Origin of the sequence: Nocardia amikacinitolerans NBRC 108937 (genome assembly GCF_001612615.1) — a bacterium.
Classification (GTDB): domain Bacteria; phylum Actinomycetota; class Actinomycetes; order Mycobacteriales; family Mycobacteriaceae; genus Nocardia; species Nocardia amikacinitolerans.
On the sequence record NZ_BDAU01000010.1, the window covers coordinates 1 to 14071 of the forward strand.

13 protein-coding genes and 1 pseudogene are annotated in these 14071 nt (G+C 68.9%); 6 read left to right on the forward strand and 8 right to left on the reverse strand.

The annotated features are described in order from the left end of the window. The 4 genes and pseudogenes from NAM01S_RS10010 to NAM01S_RS10025 form a co-directional block, all read right to left on the reverse strand. Positions 1–1314, reverse strand: a pseudogene (locus NAM01S_RS10010) (aspartate aminotransferase family protein); the annotation flags it as partial. Continuing rightward, positions 1311–2336 carry a TIGR03842 family LLM class F420-dependent oxidoreductase gene (locus NAM01S_RS10015; RefSeq protein ID WP_067782883.1) on the reverse strand — a complete coding sequence of 342 codons (1026 nt, stop codon included), beginning with the start codon at positions 2334–2336 and terminating at the stop codon, positions 1311–1313. The gene NAM01S_RS10015 and the pseudogene NAM01S_RS10010, both read right to left, overlap by 4 nt. A gap of 9 nt (positions 2337–2345) precedes the next feature. Beyond that, the gene (hydA, locus tag NAM01S_RS10020) at positions 2346–3767 is read right to left on the reverse strand and encodes a dihydropyrimidinase (protein ID WP_067782886.1); all 1422 of its coding nucleotides are present in this window, start codon (positions 3765–3767) and stop codon (positions 2346–2348) included. A 13-nt stretch (positions 3768–3780) separates the two neighbouring features. Further along, the gene (locus tag NAM01S_RS10025; protein ID WP_067782889.1) at positions 3781–4629 is read right to left on the reverse strand and encodes a nitrilase-related carbon-nitrogen hydrolase; all 849 of its coding nucleotides are present in this window, start codon (positions 4627–4629) and stop codon (positions 3781–3783) included. A 105-nt stretch (positions 4630–4734) separates the two neighbouring features. Here NAM01S_RS10025 and NAM01S_RS10030 point away from each other — a divergent pair, with 105 nt between their 5' ends. After that, positions 4735–6111 (forward strand): aminotransferase-like domain-containing protein, encoded by a 1377-nt coding sequence (locus tag NAM01S_RS10030; RefSeq protein ID WP_253798821.1) that lies wholly within the window; start codon positions 4735–4737, stop codon positions 6109–6111. Between the two features lie 9 nt (positions 6112–6120). On the opposite strand, the gene NAM01S_RS10035 is transcribed toward NAM01S_RS10030, so the two are convergent. Then, positions 6121–6528 carry a DUF6463 family protein gene (locus NAM01S_RS10035; RefSeq protein WP_067782895.1) on the reverse strand — a complete coding sequence of 136 codons (408 nt, stop codon included), beginning with the start codon at positions 6526–6528 and terminating at the stop codon, positions 6121–6123. Here NAM01S_RS10035 and NAM01S_RS10040 point away from each other — a divergent pair. Next, positions 6527–7207 carry a TetR/AcrR family transcriptional regulator gene (locus tag NAM01S_RS10040; RefSeq protein WP_067782897.1) on the forward strand — a complete coding sequence of 227 codons (681 nt, stop codon included), beginning with the start codon at positions 6527–6529 and terminating at the stop codon, positions 7205–7207. The two genes, NAM01S_RS10035 and NAM01S_RS10040, sit on opposite strands and share 2 nt — an antisense overlap. Before the next feature lie 92 nt (positions 7208–7299). Here the strand turns inward: NAM01S_RS10040 and NAM01S_RS10045 are convergent, their stop codons facing one another. Then, positions 7300–7938, reverse strand: coding sequence for a hypothetical protein (locus tag NAM01S_RS10045; RefSeq protein WP_067782900.1), 639 nt, complete (start codon positions 7936–7938; stop codon positions 7300–7302). A gap of 37 nt (positions 7939–7975) precedes the next feature. Beyond that, on the reverse strand, positions 7976–8875 hold the full coding sequence (locus NAM01S_RS10050; protein WP_067782902.1) for a LysR family transcriptional regulator: 900 nt from the start codon (positions 8873–8875) through the stop codon (positions 7976–7978). A gap of 121 nt (positions 8876–8996) precedes the next feature. Here NAM01S_RS10050 and NAM01S_RS10055 point away from each other — a divergent pair, with 121 nt between their 5' ends. Then, positions 8997–10418: an MFS transporter gene (locus tag NAM01S_RS10055; RefSeq protein WP_218018369.1), complete on the forward strand. Its 1422-nt coding sequence runs from the start codon at positions 8997–8999 to the stop codon at positions 10416–10418. Positions 10419–10516: 98 nt separating this feature from the next. On the opposite strand, the gene NAM01S_RS10060 is transcribed toward NAM01S_RS10055, so the two are convergent. Further along, positions 10517–11392, reverse strand: coding sequence for a LysR family transcriptional regulator (locus NAM01S_RS10060; RefSeq protein ID WP_067782905.1), 876 nt, complete (start codon positions 11390–11392; stop codon positions 10517–10519). A gap of 37 nt (positions 11393–11429) precedes the next feature. On the opposite strand from NAM01S_RS10060, the gene NAM01S_RS10065 reads away from it, so the two are divergent. From NAM01S_RS10065 to NAM01S_RS10075, 3 genes are read left to right on the forward strand one after another with little or no spacing between them, the layout of a single operon-like run. Next, positions 11430–12383: an EamA family transporter gene (locus NAM01S_RS10065; RefSeq protein WP_084482766.1), complete on the forward strand. Its 954-nt coding sequence runs from the start codon at positions 11430–11432 to the stop codon at positions 12381–12383. Then, complete coding sequence (locus NAM01S_RS10070; protein WP_067782908.1) at positions 12380–13012, forward strand: NAD(P)-dependent oxidoreductase; 633 nt, start codon at positions 12380–12382, stop codon at positions 13010–13012. Before NAM01S_RS10065 ends, NAM01S_RS10070 begins: the two co-directional genes overlap by 4 nt. 28 nt (positions 13013–13040) lie before the next feature. Beyond that, a complete protein-coding gene (locus NAM01S_RS10075; protein WP_067782911.1) occupies positions 13041–13982 on the forward strand; it encodes an SMP-30/gluconolactonase/LRE family protein in 942 nt (313 codons plus the stop codon). Positions 13983–14071: the final 89 nt, after the last annotated feature.

The window sequence follows — 14071 nt, forward strand, 5'->3', positions numbered from 1 at the left end:
GCTGGCAGGGCGGTCAGTACGTCACGCAAAATCGCCGCGCCCTCGGCGATTTCGGCCTCGGTGACCACACAGGGCGGCGCGACGTGAATGCGGTTGTCTGCCAGGAACGGCAGGTAGCCCCTGGCGATCAGATCGGATTTGACGCGCGCCATGGTGGCCGCCGACACGGGTTCGCGGGTGGCGCGATCGGCGACGAGTTCGAGGGCCCAGAACACGCCTTCGCCGCGCACCTCGCCGATCACCGGGCAGTCGTCGGCCAGTTCCGCGAGCGCCGGACCGAGCACCGTGCGGCCGATGCGTTCGGCATGGGCGACGATGCCCTCGTCGGCCATCACGTCGAGGGCGGCCACGATCGACGCCGCGGCAAGCGGGTGCCCGCTGTAGGTGAGGCCGCCGGGGAAGACGACGTCGTCGAAGGTGCGGGCGATCGCGTCGGAGATGACGACGCCGCCCACGGGGACGTAGCCGGAGTTGACGCCCTTGGCGAAGGTGATCAGATCGGGCGTCACGTCGTAGCCGTCGAACGCGAACCACCGTCCGGTGCGGCCGAATCCGCACATCACCTCGTCGAGGATCAGCACGATGCCGTACCGGTCGGCGATGGCGCGCACGCCGGCGAGGTAGCCCGGCGGCGGCACCAGGATGCCCGCGGTGCCCGGCACGGTCTCCAGCAGGATCGCCGCGATGGTCGAGGGTCCTTCGCACTCCACGACCCGCTCCAGGTGCCGCAGCGCCGCGTTCGCTCTCCTCCTCGGGGGTGCTCGCCCAGAACTCGCTGCGATACAGGTAGGGGCCGAAGAAATGGACATGGCCGCGGGCGTATTCGTTCGGCATCCGCCGCCAATCGCCGGTCGCGACGACGGCCGCGCCGGTGTTGCCGTGGTAGGAGCGGTAGGTGGAGAGCACCTTGTCGCGGCCGGTGTGCAGGCGCGCCAGCCGGATGGCGTTCTCGTTGGCGTCCGCGCCGCCGTTGGTGAAGAACACCTTGTCCATACCGTCCGGCGCCAGCGACGTGATCCGCTGGGCCGCCTCGCCGCGTCGCAGATTCGCGGTGGCCGGTCCGATGGTCGCCAGGCGCGCGGCCTGGTCGGCGATCGCGGCCGTGACCACCGGATGCTGGTGGCCGATGTTCACATTGACCATCTGGCTGGCGAAATCCAGGTACTCCCGGCCCGCGTGGTCCCACACCCGGCAGCCGCGCCCGCCCGCGAGCACCACCGGGTGCAGCGCGGCCTGCGCCGACCAGGAGTGGAACACATGGCTGCGGTCGAGTTCGTAGGCGCGCGCGTCCAAGTCGACGCGCACGGCGGTCATGCCGTCACCTTCGTCGCGGTAATGGCTTGCCGCAGTTGCGGAATGACGGTCTCACCGTAGACGCGCATGGTTTCCTCTTTGTTGTCGTGTTGCAGGTAGCCCGCGAACTGATCGACGCCGAGGTCGGCGAGCCGCCGGAGTTTGGCGATGTGCTCATCGGCGGTGCCGAGCACGCAGAACCGTTCGACGATGTCGTCGGAGACGAAGTCGGCGTGTACGTTTCCCGCCCGGCCGTGCTGGTTGTAGTCGTAACCGGTTCGGTCCGCGATGTATTCGGTGAACGCGAGCGGCACCGCGCCGCTGGTGCCGTAGCGCGCGACGATGTCGGCGACGTGGTTGCCGACCATCCCGCCGAACCAGCGGCACTGGTCGCGCATGTGCTTGCGGTCGGTGCCGATGTACATCGGTGCGGCAACGCAGATTTTGATGGAAGCCGGGTCGCGGCCCGCCGCCTGCGCCGCTTTCCGGACGGCGCCGATCATCCATTCGGCGATGTCGAGGTCGGCGAGTTGCAGGATGTAACCGTCCGCCACCTCGCCGGTCAACGCCAGCGCCTTCGGCCCGTAGGCGGCCACCCAGACGTCCAGTGTCGAGCCGACGCTCCACGGGAACCGCACGGTGCTGCCGCCGTATTCGACGGCGCGCGAATTGGCGAGTTCCCTGATGACGTGGATCGATTCGCGCAGTGTGCGCAGCGTGGTTGGTTTGCCGCCACCGACGCGCACCGCCGAATCGCCGCGCCCGATACCACAGATGGTCCGGTTGCCGTAGGCCTCGTTGAGCGTGGCGTACAGCGACGCCGTGACCGTCCAGTCCCTGGTCGCCGGATTGGTCACCATGGGGCCGACCATGATTCGCTTGGTCTCGTGCAGGATCTGGCTGTAGAGCACGTACGGCTCCTGCCACAGCAGGTGCGAGTCGAAGGTCCACAGGTGGCTGAACCCGTGTGCCTCGGCCAGTTTCGCCAATTGGACGGTGCGCGCCGCCGGGGGATCGCACTGTAGTACCGCTCCGAATTGCATGGCGTCTCCTCAGATCAAGTACTGGCAGGGATCGCGCCGCACGAACTGCCCGTCACCCTTGCGGCCGCGATACTCGCCCTCCGCGACCACGACCTTGCCGCGCGAGAGCACGGTGTCGACGCGGCCGTCGATCTCGTAGCCCTCCCACGCCGAGTGGTCCATGTTCATGTGGTGGGTCTTGCCGAGGCCGATGGAGGTGTGGCCGTCCGGGTCGTAGACCACGATGTCGGCGTCCGCGCCAGGGGCGAGCACGCCCTTGCGCCCGTAGAGACCGAACATGCGGGCGGGGGTGGTCGAGGTGATCTCCACCCAGCGCTCCAGGGTGATCCGGCCCTCGACGACGCCCTGGTACATCAGATCCATGCGGTGCTCGACCGTGCCGATGCCGTTGGGAATCTTGGAGAAATCGCCGATCCCCATGTCCTTCTGGCCCTTCATGCAGAAGGGGCAGTGGTCGGTGGACACCATCTGAAGATCGTTGGTGCGCAACGCCTGCCACACCTGGTCCTGATGCTCTTCGCGGCGGGAGCGCAGCGGTGTCGAGCACACCCACTTCGCGCCCTCGAAGCCGGGCGCGCCGAGGTTGTCCTCCAGGGACAGGTACAGGTACTGCGGGCAGGTTTCGCCGAACACGTTGCGGCCACGGTCCCGAGCCGCGGCCAGCTGGGCGACGGCCTGTTTCGCCGACACGTGCACCACGTACAGCGGCGCGCCGGTGAGATCGGCGAGCATGATCGCGCGGTGCGTCGCCTCCTCCTCCAGCTGCCAGGCGCGCGCGATGCCGTGGTAGTAGGGGTCGGTCTTGCCCTCGGCCAGCAGTTGCTCGACGAGAACGTCGATGGCGGGCCCGTTCTCGGCGTGCATCATGGTGAGCAGACCGGTGTTCGCGCCGATCTGCATGGCGCGCAGGATTTGCGCGTCGTCGCTGTAGAAGACGCCGGGGTAGGCCATGAAGAGCTTGAAACTGGTGATGCCCTCGTCCGGCAGCCTGCGCAGCGCGGCCAGCGACTCGTCATTGACGTCACCGATGATCTGGTGGAACGAATAGTCGACCGCGCACTGGCCCGACGCCATCTTGTGCCAGGTGTCCAACGAATCCTGCACCCGCTCACCGAACTTCTGCACCGCGAAGTCGATGATGGTGGTGGTGCCGCCCCACGCGGCGGCCCTGGTGCCGCTCTCGAAATCGTCGGAAGCCGTTGTGCCGCCGAATGGCATCGACATGTGGGTGTGCGCGTCGATACCGCCAGGAATGACGTATTTGCCGGTCGCGTCGACGACGGTGTCCACCGTTTCGGCCAGGTTCGCGCCGAGCGCCGTCGTGCCCGGCTCCAGCAGTGCGACGATGCGTTCGCCGTCGACCAGGATGTCGGCCGCGCCGCGCCCGGTCGCCGAGACGACCGTTCCTCCGGTGATCAGTGTGGTAGCCATGATCGCTCCTGGTTCAGGGCGCCACGATGGCGTCGTAGGAATCCGGTCGCCGATCCCGATAGAACTGCCAGTCGCCGCGTACTTCGCGCACCAGGTCCAGATCGAGGTCTCGGATCAGCAGTTCGTCGGTGTCGGTGGAGGCCCGTTCGCCGACGTAGACGCCGCGCGGGTCGACGAAATACGAAGTGCCGTAGAAGGTCACGGCGTCGTCGCCGAACTCCTCGGTCTCCGTGCCGATCCGGTTGTTCGCGCCGATGAAGTACTGGTTCGCGGCCGCCGCAGCGGGCTGCTCGAGCTCCCAAAGCCGTTCGGACAAGCCCGGTTTGGTGGCCGATGGATTGAAAACGAGCTCCGCCCCAGCCAATCCGTAGGCGCGCCAGCCCTCCGGGAAGTGCCGGTCGTAGCAGATGTAGACGCCGACCTTGCCCACGGCGGTGTCGAAGACGGGATAGCCCAGGTTGCCAGGCCGGAAGTAGAACTTCTCCCAGAAACCGGACAGCTGAGGGATGTGGTGCTTGCGGTATTTGCCCAGGTAGCTGCCGTCGGCGTCGATTACCGCGGCGGTGTTGTAGAGCACGCCGGGCTGGTCTTCCTCGTACACCGGAAGCACCATCACCATCCGGTGCTCCCTGGCCAGTTCCGCGAACCGTTCCGTGGTCGGCCCCGGCACGGATTCGGCGTACTCGTAGTACTTCTTGTCCTGCACGTTGCCGAAATACGGTCCGTAGAACAGTTCTTGGAAGCAGATGACCTGCACGCCCGCGGCGGCGGCCTGCTCGACGAAACCCTCGTGCTTGGCCAGCATCGACTTCTTGTCGCCGGTCCACGTCGCCTGGGTGATGGCGGCCTTGATTGTCGTCACCTGTCGATCTCCCTACCGAAGTTGGTTATGTTATCTTCGAAGGTAAACATTTCCTGAATATTTCAGTCGGTGCCGAAAGTGTAAATCTCGCGAGGTGATCGAGGCGTGGAAACGAACGACCGAATCCAGATCGATGACCCGACTCCCGCGGGGATCGCGGGCGCCATCGCCCGCCTGATCACCAGCGGCAAGCTCCGCGCGGGTGACCGGCTGCCGACGGTGCGGGAGCTGTCGAGCCGCCTCGGGGTCAGTCCCGCGACCGTGAGCCACGGCTGGCGGGCCCTGGCGCAGGCCGGGCTGGTGGTGTCTCGCGGTCGGAGCGGCACGTTCGTCGCCGACGGCGGGGCACGGCCCGCGTCGTCCCGGACCGACAGCATGACCCGTGGCGCGAGCTCCGCCCGGCTGGACCTCTCGCTCGGCACACCCGATCCGGCGCTGCTGCCCGAGATCGGATCGATCTTGTCCCGGCTGGCCCTCAACGCCGAGACCACCGACTACCACCAGGCGCCGGTGGTTCCCGAGCTCGGGCGGTTGTTACAGGCGGACTGGCCCACCGGGTCCGGCGCGCTGACCGTCGTCGACGGCGCCATGGACGCGGTCGCCCGCAGCCTGCAGGCCGTCGTCCGATTCGGTGATCGGGTGATCGTCGAGGACCCCACCTTCCCGCACATCCTCGACTATCTGGAATCCATTGGCGCGCAGATCGTTCCGGTGCGAATGGACGCGGAAGGGGTGCTGCCCGACGAATTCGCGCGGGCGGTGGCGACCGGCGCGACCGCGGCGGTCCTGCAACCGCGCGCGCAGAATCCCACCGGCGCGTCGATGAGCACCGAGCGCGCCGAGGAACTCGTCGCGATCCTGCGCCGCGGCGAGCACCGCTGCATGATCATCGAGGACGACCACTCCGGCGCAGTCGTCCCCGCCGAGGACATCAGCCTCGGCCGCTGGCTGCCCGACCGCGTGCTGCATGTGCGCAGCTACTCCAAATCGCACGGTCCCGACCTGCGGATCGCGGCGCTGTCCGGCCCGGAGGAGATCATCGACCGCATCGTCGCCACCCGCGTCCTCGGGCCGGGCTGGACGCCGCGCATCCTGCAGCGTCTGCTGCACGAGATGCTGCGCGACGACACGGTCACCCGCACGGTCGACCACGCGCGCGAGCAGTATCAGGTCCGCCGTCGCGCCCTCGCCGACGCGCTGCGGCGCCACGGCGCACAGCTCGCCGAAGGGCAGGGCCTCAACGCCTGGTTGCCGGTCGCCGACGAGCGCACGGCCCTGATTCACTTGGCGGCCAACGGAATACGTGTCGCACCCGGAGGTCCGTTCTTCGTGGCCGATCGCGGTCACCCGGAAGCGGTGCGCGTCACCATCGCGCCGCTCTCCTGCGGCATCGACGAGGTGGCCGCCGCACTCGCCTTGGCCGCCCGCCCCCGGCAGTCGGAGTACTTCTCGCTCGATCCGGGATCGCGGAACGGTGGATAGCGCCGAGGCTCAGGCCGGGTCCGGCACCCGATCTCGCTTCGCGCTCGACAGATCTCGCTTGCGCGCCGCGAGGACGACGAGCGCCCCGGCGACGGTTCCCGCGAAGTACGGGGAGGGTACGAGCAGGATGCCGCCGAGTAAGCACCAGGCCGCAAGACTCCAGCCGACCCAAGCCGGAACAGGCACCCCGCGCCCCGTGAGATGCCAAGTGAGACAGCCCAACAGAATCAGCGGCACGGCGAAGCTGCCGGGGCCGGCCCAAAAGGTCAGCGCGTTCTGCGCGGACTCGACCGTCTCCTCCTCGTCGCTGAGTCCGAGCGGGACGGCCGCCCACACTCCGCGATCCACCCAGCCGGTGATGTCGCTCCACGCGGAGAGTGCCAACAAGATGAGATGACCGGTGCCGAGGACGATCATGATCCCGCTCGCCCAGCGGAGCAACGACTTTCCGGCGTTCACAGGTTCGACCTCTCGTTTATACGGCCCCGTACGGTTCGTTTGTACGGTACCGTATAAACGAGAGGCGATCAATGGAGGTGACCTGATTCCCGCTGTGCCCCGCACGCCACGTGCCCGCTGGATAGCGGCGGGTCTCGACGCGCTCGCCGAAGGGGGACCCGACGCGGTCCGCGTCGAAACGCTCGCCGCCGCACTGGGAGTGACGAAGGGCGGGTTCTACGGGCACTTCGACGGCCGTGCCGCGTTTATCGCGGAGATGCTCGACGAGTGGGAACGCCGCCACATCACGGAGGTCATCGCCGAAGCCGACGCCGAGGGCGGTGATGCGGCCGACCGTATTCGGCGCGTGGGTCAACTGACGTTCTCCGAGGACTTGCACCGGATCGACCTGGCGATCCGGGCTTGGGCCAACCGCGACGAGTCCGTCGCCGCGCGGCTGCGGCGCATCGACAACCGGCGAATGGACTTCCTGCGCACGATGTTCGACGAGTTCCTCGACGATCCCGACGAGATCGAGGCGCGGTGCATGCTGACCTTCGCGCTGGCCATCGGCCGCCACTTCATCGTCGCGGACCATCCCGGGTACACGAAGCTCGAAGCGATTCAGCTTGCGGGGGAGTACCTTTTGCGTCCGTAGTGTCGCGCGGGTCTGTCGGGTTCCTTCCGCGGATTCACGTCGACGTAGCGTCGGCGGCCGCGGAGCCGTTGCGACAATTTCGGCACGCCGACTCAGAACGGATACTCGGCGTACGCTTCTCCCGCGAACCACGTGCGCGCGTGCTGACGCAACCGCCTGCTGTAGACGGCGTGATCGAAAAGCGCCGTGTAGGTCGGGAATTCCGTTCGGAGGAGCCCAGCCATGTCGGCCAGGTAGACATCGAAACCGGGATACATCAGGCCGACGAACGGAAGGTCGTCGACGTCCAGGGCGAGGACGGGATATTCGCCCTCCGAATCCGGTTCACCGACGGCGAGGAACCGACGCGAATCCGAGCCGCCCGGCAGCAGGAAGCACTCGTCGAAACGCTCGGCGAGCGGGGCGTAACACTCGGCCCATGGCTCGCCGAGCTCGGCGAGCACCAGTTCGTCGAGCCGCCGTGGTGCGAAGCCGCCGTCCTCGTCGAACCAGTCGTAGCGCTCCAGCAAGCCGACGTCGAAGGCCAGCCACGTCCGCAGGCTCGGCGGCAGCGGCCGCCCGGACGGAAAAACCATTTCCGCCAACACATCCGACGCCACCCGTCGCGGCGTGCCGACCACCCACGGCACCTGCTGGTGCGAGAGTGCGGAAGCTCCGGGGTCTCGCCGCACCGCCTCGATCACCCGCTCCGTCAAGGCCGCTCCGTGCGCGGAGCTTCCGTCGATCACCATGCCGCGGAAGGTAACAGGTCGCGCCGACATCGGTGGGTCAGTCGTCCTCGAAATGGCACACCGCCCAGACGCGATCACGCAACCACCGGTGCGCCGGGTCCGCGTCGAGCCGGACGTGCCACAGCAGCGAGATCGTCACTTCCGGTGCGCGAAACGGCAATTCGAACGAGCGCAGCCCCTGCCGCAGGTTCGCCGTGTGCCGCTCCGGGACCGTGGCGACGAGGTCGGTGGCCCGCGCGAGCGCGAGCGCCGCGCCGAAGCCGTCCACGACGGTGACGATGTCGCGGCGGTGGCCGGTCGGTTCCAGCGCCTCGTCGACGAGTCCCGCGGTCAGTCCGCGACGGGAGACGTGCACGTGGCGCGCCGCGGCGTACCGTGCGGCGGTCACCTTCCCGGTGCCGAGGGGATGCTCGGCGCGGACGACTCCGATGAAGCGGTCGGTGAACAGCGGTTTGCTGAGCACGTCCGGCGGCGGGGTGCTCTCGATGACGCCGGTTTCCAGGTCGACGGCGCCCTCGCGCAAGGGGGCGGTGTCCTTCTTCGTCTTTTGAAGGAACCGCAAGCGCACGCCCGGCGCCGCCTCGGCGACCTCGGCCACCAGCGCGGGGCCGAATCTCTCCACGAACCCATCGCTGGCGCGCAGCGCGAAAGTCCTTTGCAGCGTGGCCAAATCGAGGCGCTCGACCGGCCGCAACACCGCTTCGGCTTCCCGGACGAGCCCGCTCACACGTTCGCGCAATTCCACGGCGCGGGGAGTGGGCACCAGGCCGCGCCCCGCGCGCAACAGCAGCGGGTCCCCGGTCGCACGCCGGAGCCGGGCGAGCGCGCGACTCATCGCGGACGGGCTCAGCGCGAGCCGTTCACCCGCCCGCGTGACGCTGCCCTCCTCGAGCAGAACGTCCAGGGTGACGAGCAGGTTCAGGTCGGGACGCGCCATGCGAACAGGGTCGCATACCTGGCGTTCAGTGCACAGTTGCCTTTACTTCTTTGCGTCTTCCGCCAGGTCGGAACGGAACTTACGTTCGAGGAACACCGTCGAAGCCAGGAGGAACACCTTCATGTCCAGATCAGCAACGCCTCCCGTTGTCCGGCGCGAGCCGGTGGGCCGTCGAGGACAGACCTCGGTGCTCACCGCGCTCTCGCTGTCGATGCTGCTGCCTTCGCTGAGCATCAGCATCGCCAACGTGGGCCTGCCGTCGATGGCGGTGGCGCTCGACGCGACCTTCCCCGAGGTTCAGTGGATCGTGATCGCCTACCTGCTGGCCATCACGACGCTGATCGTCGGGGTCGGCCGGCTCGGCGACCTGGTCGGCCGCCGTCGGTTGCTGGTGCTGGGTATCGCGGTGTTCACCGTCGCGACGCTGCTGTGCGGGCTCGCCCCGAATCTGCCGCTGCTGATCGCCGCGCGGGCGCTGCAAGGGGTCGGCGCGGCGTGCATGATGGCGCTGGCGATGGCCTCGGTCGGCGCGGTGGTGCCCGCACACCGCACCGGTAGCGCGATGGGGTTGCTCGGCACGATGTCGGCCGTCGGTACGGCGCTCGGACCGTCCCTCGGCGGTGTTCTGATCGACGTATTCGGCTGGCGTGCAATCTTTTTCGCCGTCGTTCCGGTAGGGCTGCTCGTGCTGGCGCTCACCCTCCGGTTGCCTGCCGACGATGCGGCCGGAACCTCGGCACGGCGTTTCGACACGCTGGGCACCGTCCTGCTGGCCGTGACGCTGGGGGCTTATGCGCTCGCCGTGACCGCCGGGTCCTTCGGGCTGCTCTCCCTCGGTCTGCTCGGCGTCGCCGGTGCGGGTCTCGCGCTGTTCGTGGTGACCGAGAGCAAGGTCTCCTTCCCGCTGCTGACCCTCGGCATGTTGCGCGATCCGGTGCTCGCCGTCGGGCTGACGACGAGCACGCTTGTCTCGGCCGTCATGATGACGACCCTGGTCGTCGGCCCGTTCCACCTGGGCGGTGCGCTCGGTCTCGGCACCGCCGCGGTGGGGCTCGTGATGTCGGCGGGCCCGGCGGTGTCGGCGCTCACCGGCGTCCCCGCCGGCCGCGCCACCGACCGCTTCGGGTCGAGAACGATGGTGATCGTCGGCCTCGTCGGCGTCATCGCGGCCGCGCTGACCCTGTCGATGATGCCCGTCGCGGCGGGCGTCCTCGGTTATCTGCTGCCGTTGGTCGTCTGCACCGCGAGCTACGCGACATTCCAAGCGGCCAACAACACCGCGGTCATGAAAGACGTTGCCGCACAACAGCGCGGCTTGGTATCCGGGATGCTGAACCTCTCCCGCAACCTCGGCTTGATGACCGGTGCGTCGGTCATGGGCGCGGTCTTCGCGCGCGCCGCGGGGACGCGGGACCTCACCGCGAGCACACCAGCGGAGATCGCGCGGGGAACGCACTGGACCTTCGCGGTCGCGGCGCTGCTGGTGGGACTCGGCTTGGCGTTGGTCGTGCTGGTGCGGAGCCCACGGACTATGTCGCGCTGATTCTTTCGAGCCAACGGGTGCCCCGGATGGATTGGCGACAGCCATTCGGCGAGCCGAGGCTTCCGCGCTCGGCTGACCAACCGGGCCGTCGAAATCGTTCAGGTCGGGATGTCGAGAACCGAGAGGAACGCGGTCGCTGCCGGGGTGCGGGTGGACTTGCCCCAGACAACGTACTCGACGCGGGCGGGAGCGTCGATGATCTCGAGGGTGACGACGCCGGTGAGCCGTGGCGCGTAGGAGGAGGCGAGCAGGGCGATGCCGAGCCCCTGCTCGACGAGCCGCGACATCAGCGAGTCCGCGGTGCTCACTTCGAAGGCGACGTCGCGGGCGAGACCGGCAGCCGCGAAGGCTTGGTCGGATTGGGCGCGGCCTGCTGTCCCGGCCGGAAGGTCCACGAACACTTCGGAAGACAGCCTGCGCAGGTCGACCGCCCGTTCGCCGGCGAGCGGATGGTCCGGCGCGACCACGGCGACGAGCCGGTCGCGGGCGAGCTCCTGGGCGGCGACACCCCGCGGTCGCGTCGTGGTCGGCAGTCCGAGGAAGGCCACATCGATGGCTCCCCGCTCGACCTGCTCGGTCAGCTCCTCGCTCGCTCCCACCCGCAGGCTGATGCGCACGTGCGGGTATCGCCCGCGAAATTCGCGGAGCGCCAGGGGGATATCGACCGCGGCGACAGTCGGGATCAGTCCCACGGCGAGTCGTCCGCGCACCTCGCCGACGGCGGCGGCGACTTCGGCGGCCGCGCGTTCGGCGGCGTCCAGACACTGGCGCGCGGCAGGGAGGAACGCGGCGCCTGCCGGTGTCAGCCGCACGCGGCGGCTGGTGCGCTCGAACAGCCGCGCGCCGAGTTCCCGCTCCAGACGCGCGATTTGGTGGCTGAGCGCGGACTGGACGACAAGGCACCGTTCGGCGGCGCGGGTGAAGCTGCTCGTCTCGGCGACGGCGACCACGTAGCGCATCTGCTGAAGGTCCATGGATCAATCGTGGATCACGATCGATGAAGTGACAAACATGTGTTGGACTCATCAATCGCCGCCGGGCGAGACTGCGAACGTGAAAAGTCCAGCAGTACAGGAGGTTTCCCTCAGGGGTTCGCCGATTCTCCGGCGCACCGCCCTGACGGCCCTCGCCCCCGCGGCATGGGGCACCACGTACGTCGTCATCACTGAGCTTCTCCCACAAGGACATCCGTTGTTCGCGGGTCTCCTGCGCGCGTTGCCCGCCGGTCTGATCGCGCTGGCCATCACCCGGACGCTGCCGCGTGGCGCGTGGTGGTGGAAAGCCGCGGTACTCGGCGTGCTGAACATCGGCCTGCTCACCGCGCTGCTGTTCGTCGCGGCCGAACGGTTGCCGGGCGGCGTCGCCGCCACTTTGGCTGCGGCCCAGCCGCTCGTCGTCGCCTTACTCGCGGTGGCTGTGCTGCACGAGCGTCCGTCCGTGTGGCGCCTCGCGTGGGGACTGACGGGCGTGGTCGGCGTCAGCTTGGTGGTGCTCAGTCCGAGCGCGGCACTCGACTTCGCGGGGATCGTGGCGGGCTTGGGGAGCGCGGCCTCGATGGCGTTCGGCCTGACCCTCACCAAGCGCTGGGGACGCCCCGCCGAAGTCGGCGCCACCGCGTTCGCCGGATGGCAGCTCACCGCGGGTGGCCTCTTCCTGCTCCCTGTCACCCTTCTCGTCGAGGGCCCGCCTCCCGCGATCGGCCCGACCGCCGCGCTCGGCTATCTCTGGCTTGGTCTGGTCGGCGGTCTGATCGCCTATGTGCTGTGGTTCCGGGGCATCGGCACCTTGCCCGTCACCTCGGTCGCGGTTCTGGTCCTGCTGTCGCCGCTCGTCGCCGCGGTGCTCGGCGCGGTCCTGCTCGGCCAGACACTCGGCCCGTTCCAGCTCGCGGGGTTCGGGCTCGCACTCGCCGCGATCGTCGCGGGACAGCTGCCCGAACCCACAACCGAAAGGACACCCGAATGAAGATCACCGTCGTCGGAGCCGCCGGGATGGTCGGCTCGCGCGTCGTCGACGAAGCCGCGCGCCGGGGCCACGACCTGATCGCGGTATTCCGGTCCCGGCGCTCCAGCGCCCTGCGGCCGGGAGTGATCGCCGTCGAGGGCGACGCGAACGACCCCGACCGCATGAGCGAACTGTTCCTCGGCGCCGACGCGATCATCGCCGCGACCCGTCCCGCCGAGGGGCAGGAGCACACCGCGGCAAAGACCACGACCGCACTGCTCGACGCGGCCGAGACAGCCGGGACCCGGCTCCTTTTCGTGGGCGGAGCCGCCCCGTTGCGGCACCCACGGCACCCGGATCGGCTCGTCATCGACAGTCCGGAGTACGTACCGCAGGCGATTCGCGCCATCGCGGCCGCGAGCGTCGCGCAACTGGAAGCCTGCCGAGCGCACCGGGCCGACTGGGTCTACCTCAGCCCGCCCGCCCTCCTCGAACCCGGGTCTCGCACCGGGAAATACCGGCGCGGCGCCACCACGCTCGTCGTCGGCGCCGACGGCACCTCCCGGATCTCGGCCGAAGACCTCGCCGTGGCCGTCCTGGACGAGCTCGAGAACCCGGTCGGCAGCGAACATTTCACCGTCGGCTACTAGCGAGAATGGCGACGGAGGAAATGGGGCGATGAGGCGAGTCCTCGGTATCTCGATCGCGCTCGCGTGCTTCGGCGTGACAGTGCTGGTACCCGCGGACCGGGCGGGCCATGATCCGGCGTTTCCCGTCACGATCAATCTGCCCGCCGGATTCCAGCCGGAGGGCATCGCGATCGGGACGCCGCCGCCGGTGGCCTACTTCGGTTCCCGCGCAGACGGTTCCCTCTACGCCGCGAGCCTGGTGACCGGCCGGGGCGCCATCCTGAGCCCCGGCCCCGGGACGCCGTCGCTGGGGCTCGCGGTCGACGACCGCGGTCGGCTGTTCGTCGCAGGCGGCACCGGGGGCGACGTCCGCGTCGTCGACACCCGCACGGGCTCACTGCTGGCCGGCTACCGGCTCGCGACGCCGCCGGACACGTTCGTCAACGATGTGGTCCTCACGCCCACCGGCGCGTGGTTCACCGACTCGCGCGCGCCCGTGCTCTACCACCTGCCTGTCGGCGACGACGGCGCGTTGCCGCCGCCCGCCGCCGTGGTGCGCCGACCGCTGACCGGCGACATCGTTCACGTGCCGGGAGCGATCAACGCCAACGGCATCGTGCCCACCCCGGACGGCACGGGGTTGATCATCGTGCAGTCGGCGACCGGCAAGCTCTTCCGCGTCGACCCGGCGACCGGCGCGACCCGGCAGATCGATCTCGGCGGCGAAGCGGTGCCGAACGGTGACGGACTTCTGCTGCACGGCAGCACATTGGTGGTCGTGCAGAACCGGCTCCACACCATCGCTGTCGTCGCCCTGGACCCCGCGGGCGCGACGGGCACCGTCGAGCGGCGCGTCACCGACCGCCGTTTGGACGTACCCACCACCGTCGCGGCGTACGGCGGGCGCCTCTACCTGCCGAACGCCCGCTTCACGACACCGCCTTCCCCTGCCACGCCCTACAGCGCCGTCGCCGTCGAACTACCCCGATGAGCGCCCAGGTTGTTCGAATATGCTGATGGACGCACGAATTCGACACCGAATAGATCGGCCATACGCGTCCGTCGCCGACGACATCCCAC

Excerpts from the sequence above, each read along its gene's own strand:
- NAM01S_RS10065 (WP_084482766.1), top strand. The coding sequence starts at position 11,430 with ATGTGTTGGACTCATCAATCGCCGCCGGGCGAGACTGCGAACGTGAAA.
- NAM01S_RS10015 (WP_067782883.1), bottom strand. The coding sequence starts at position 2,336 with ATGCAATTCGGAGCGGTACTACAGTGCGATCCCCCGGCGGCGCGCACC.
- NAM01S_RS10045 (WP_067782900.1), bottom strand. The coding sequence starts at position 7,938 with ATGGTGATCGACGGAAGCTCCGCGCACGGAGCGGCCTTGACGGAGCGG.
- NAM01S_RS10055 (WP_218018369.1), top strand. The coding sequence starts at position 8,997 with ATGTCCAGATCAGCAACGCCTCCCGTTGTCCGGCGCGAGCCGGTGGGC.
- NAM01S_RS10070 (WP_067782908.1), top strand. The coding sequence starts at position 12,380 with ATGAAGATCACCGTCGTCGGAGCCGCCGGGATGGTCGGCTCGCGCGTC.
- NAM01S_RS10075 (WP_067782911.1), top strand. The coding sequence starts at position 13,041 with ATGAGGCGAGTCCTCGGTATCTCGATCGCGCTCGCGTGCTTCGGCGTG.
- hydA (WP_067782886.1), bottom strand. The coding sequence starts at position 3,767 with ATGGCTACCACACTGATCACCGGAGGAACGGTCGTCTCGGCGACCGGG.
- NAM01S_RS10040 (WP_067782897.1), top strand. The coding sequence starts at position 6,527 with ATGATCCCGCTCGCCCAGCGGAGCAACGACTTTCCGGCGTTCACAGGT.
- NAM01S_RS10060 (WP_067782905.1), bottom strand. The coding sequence starts at position 11,392 with ATGGACCTTCAGCAGATGCGCTACGTGGTCGCCGTCGCCGAGACGAGC.
- NAM01S_RS10050 (WP_067782902.1), bottom strand. The coding sequence starts at position 8,875 with ATGGCGCGTCCCGACCTGAACCTGCTCGTCACCCTGGACGTTCTGCTC.
- NAM01S_RS10035 (WP_067782895.1), bottom strand. The coding sequence starts at position 6,528 with ATGATCGTCCTCGGCACCGGTCATCTCATCTTGTTGGCACTCTCCGCG.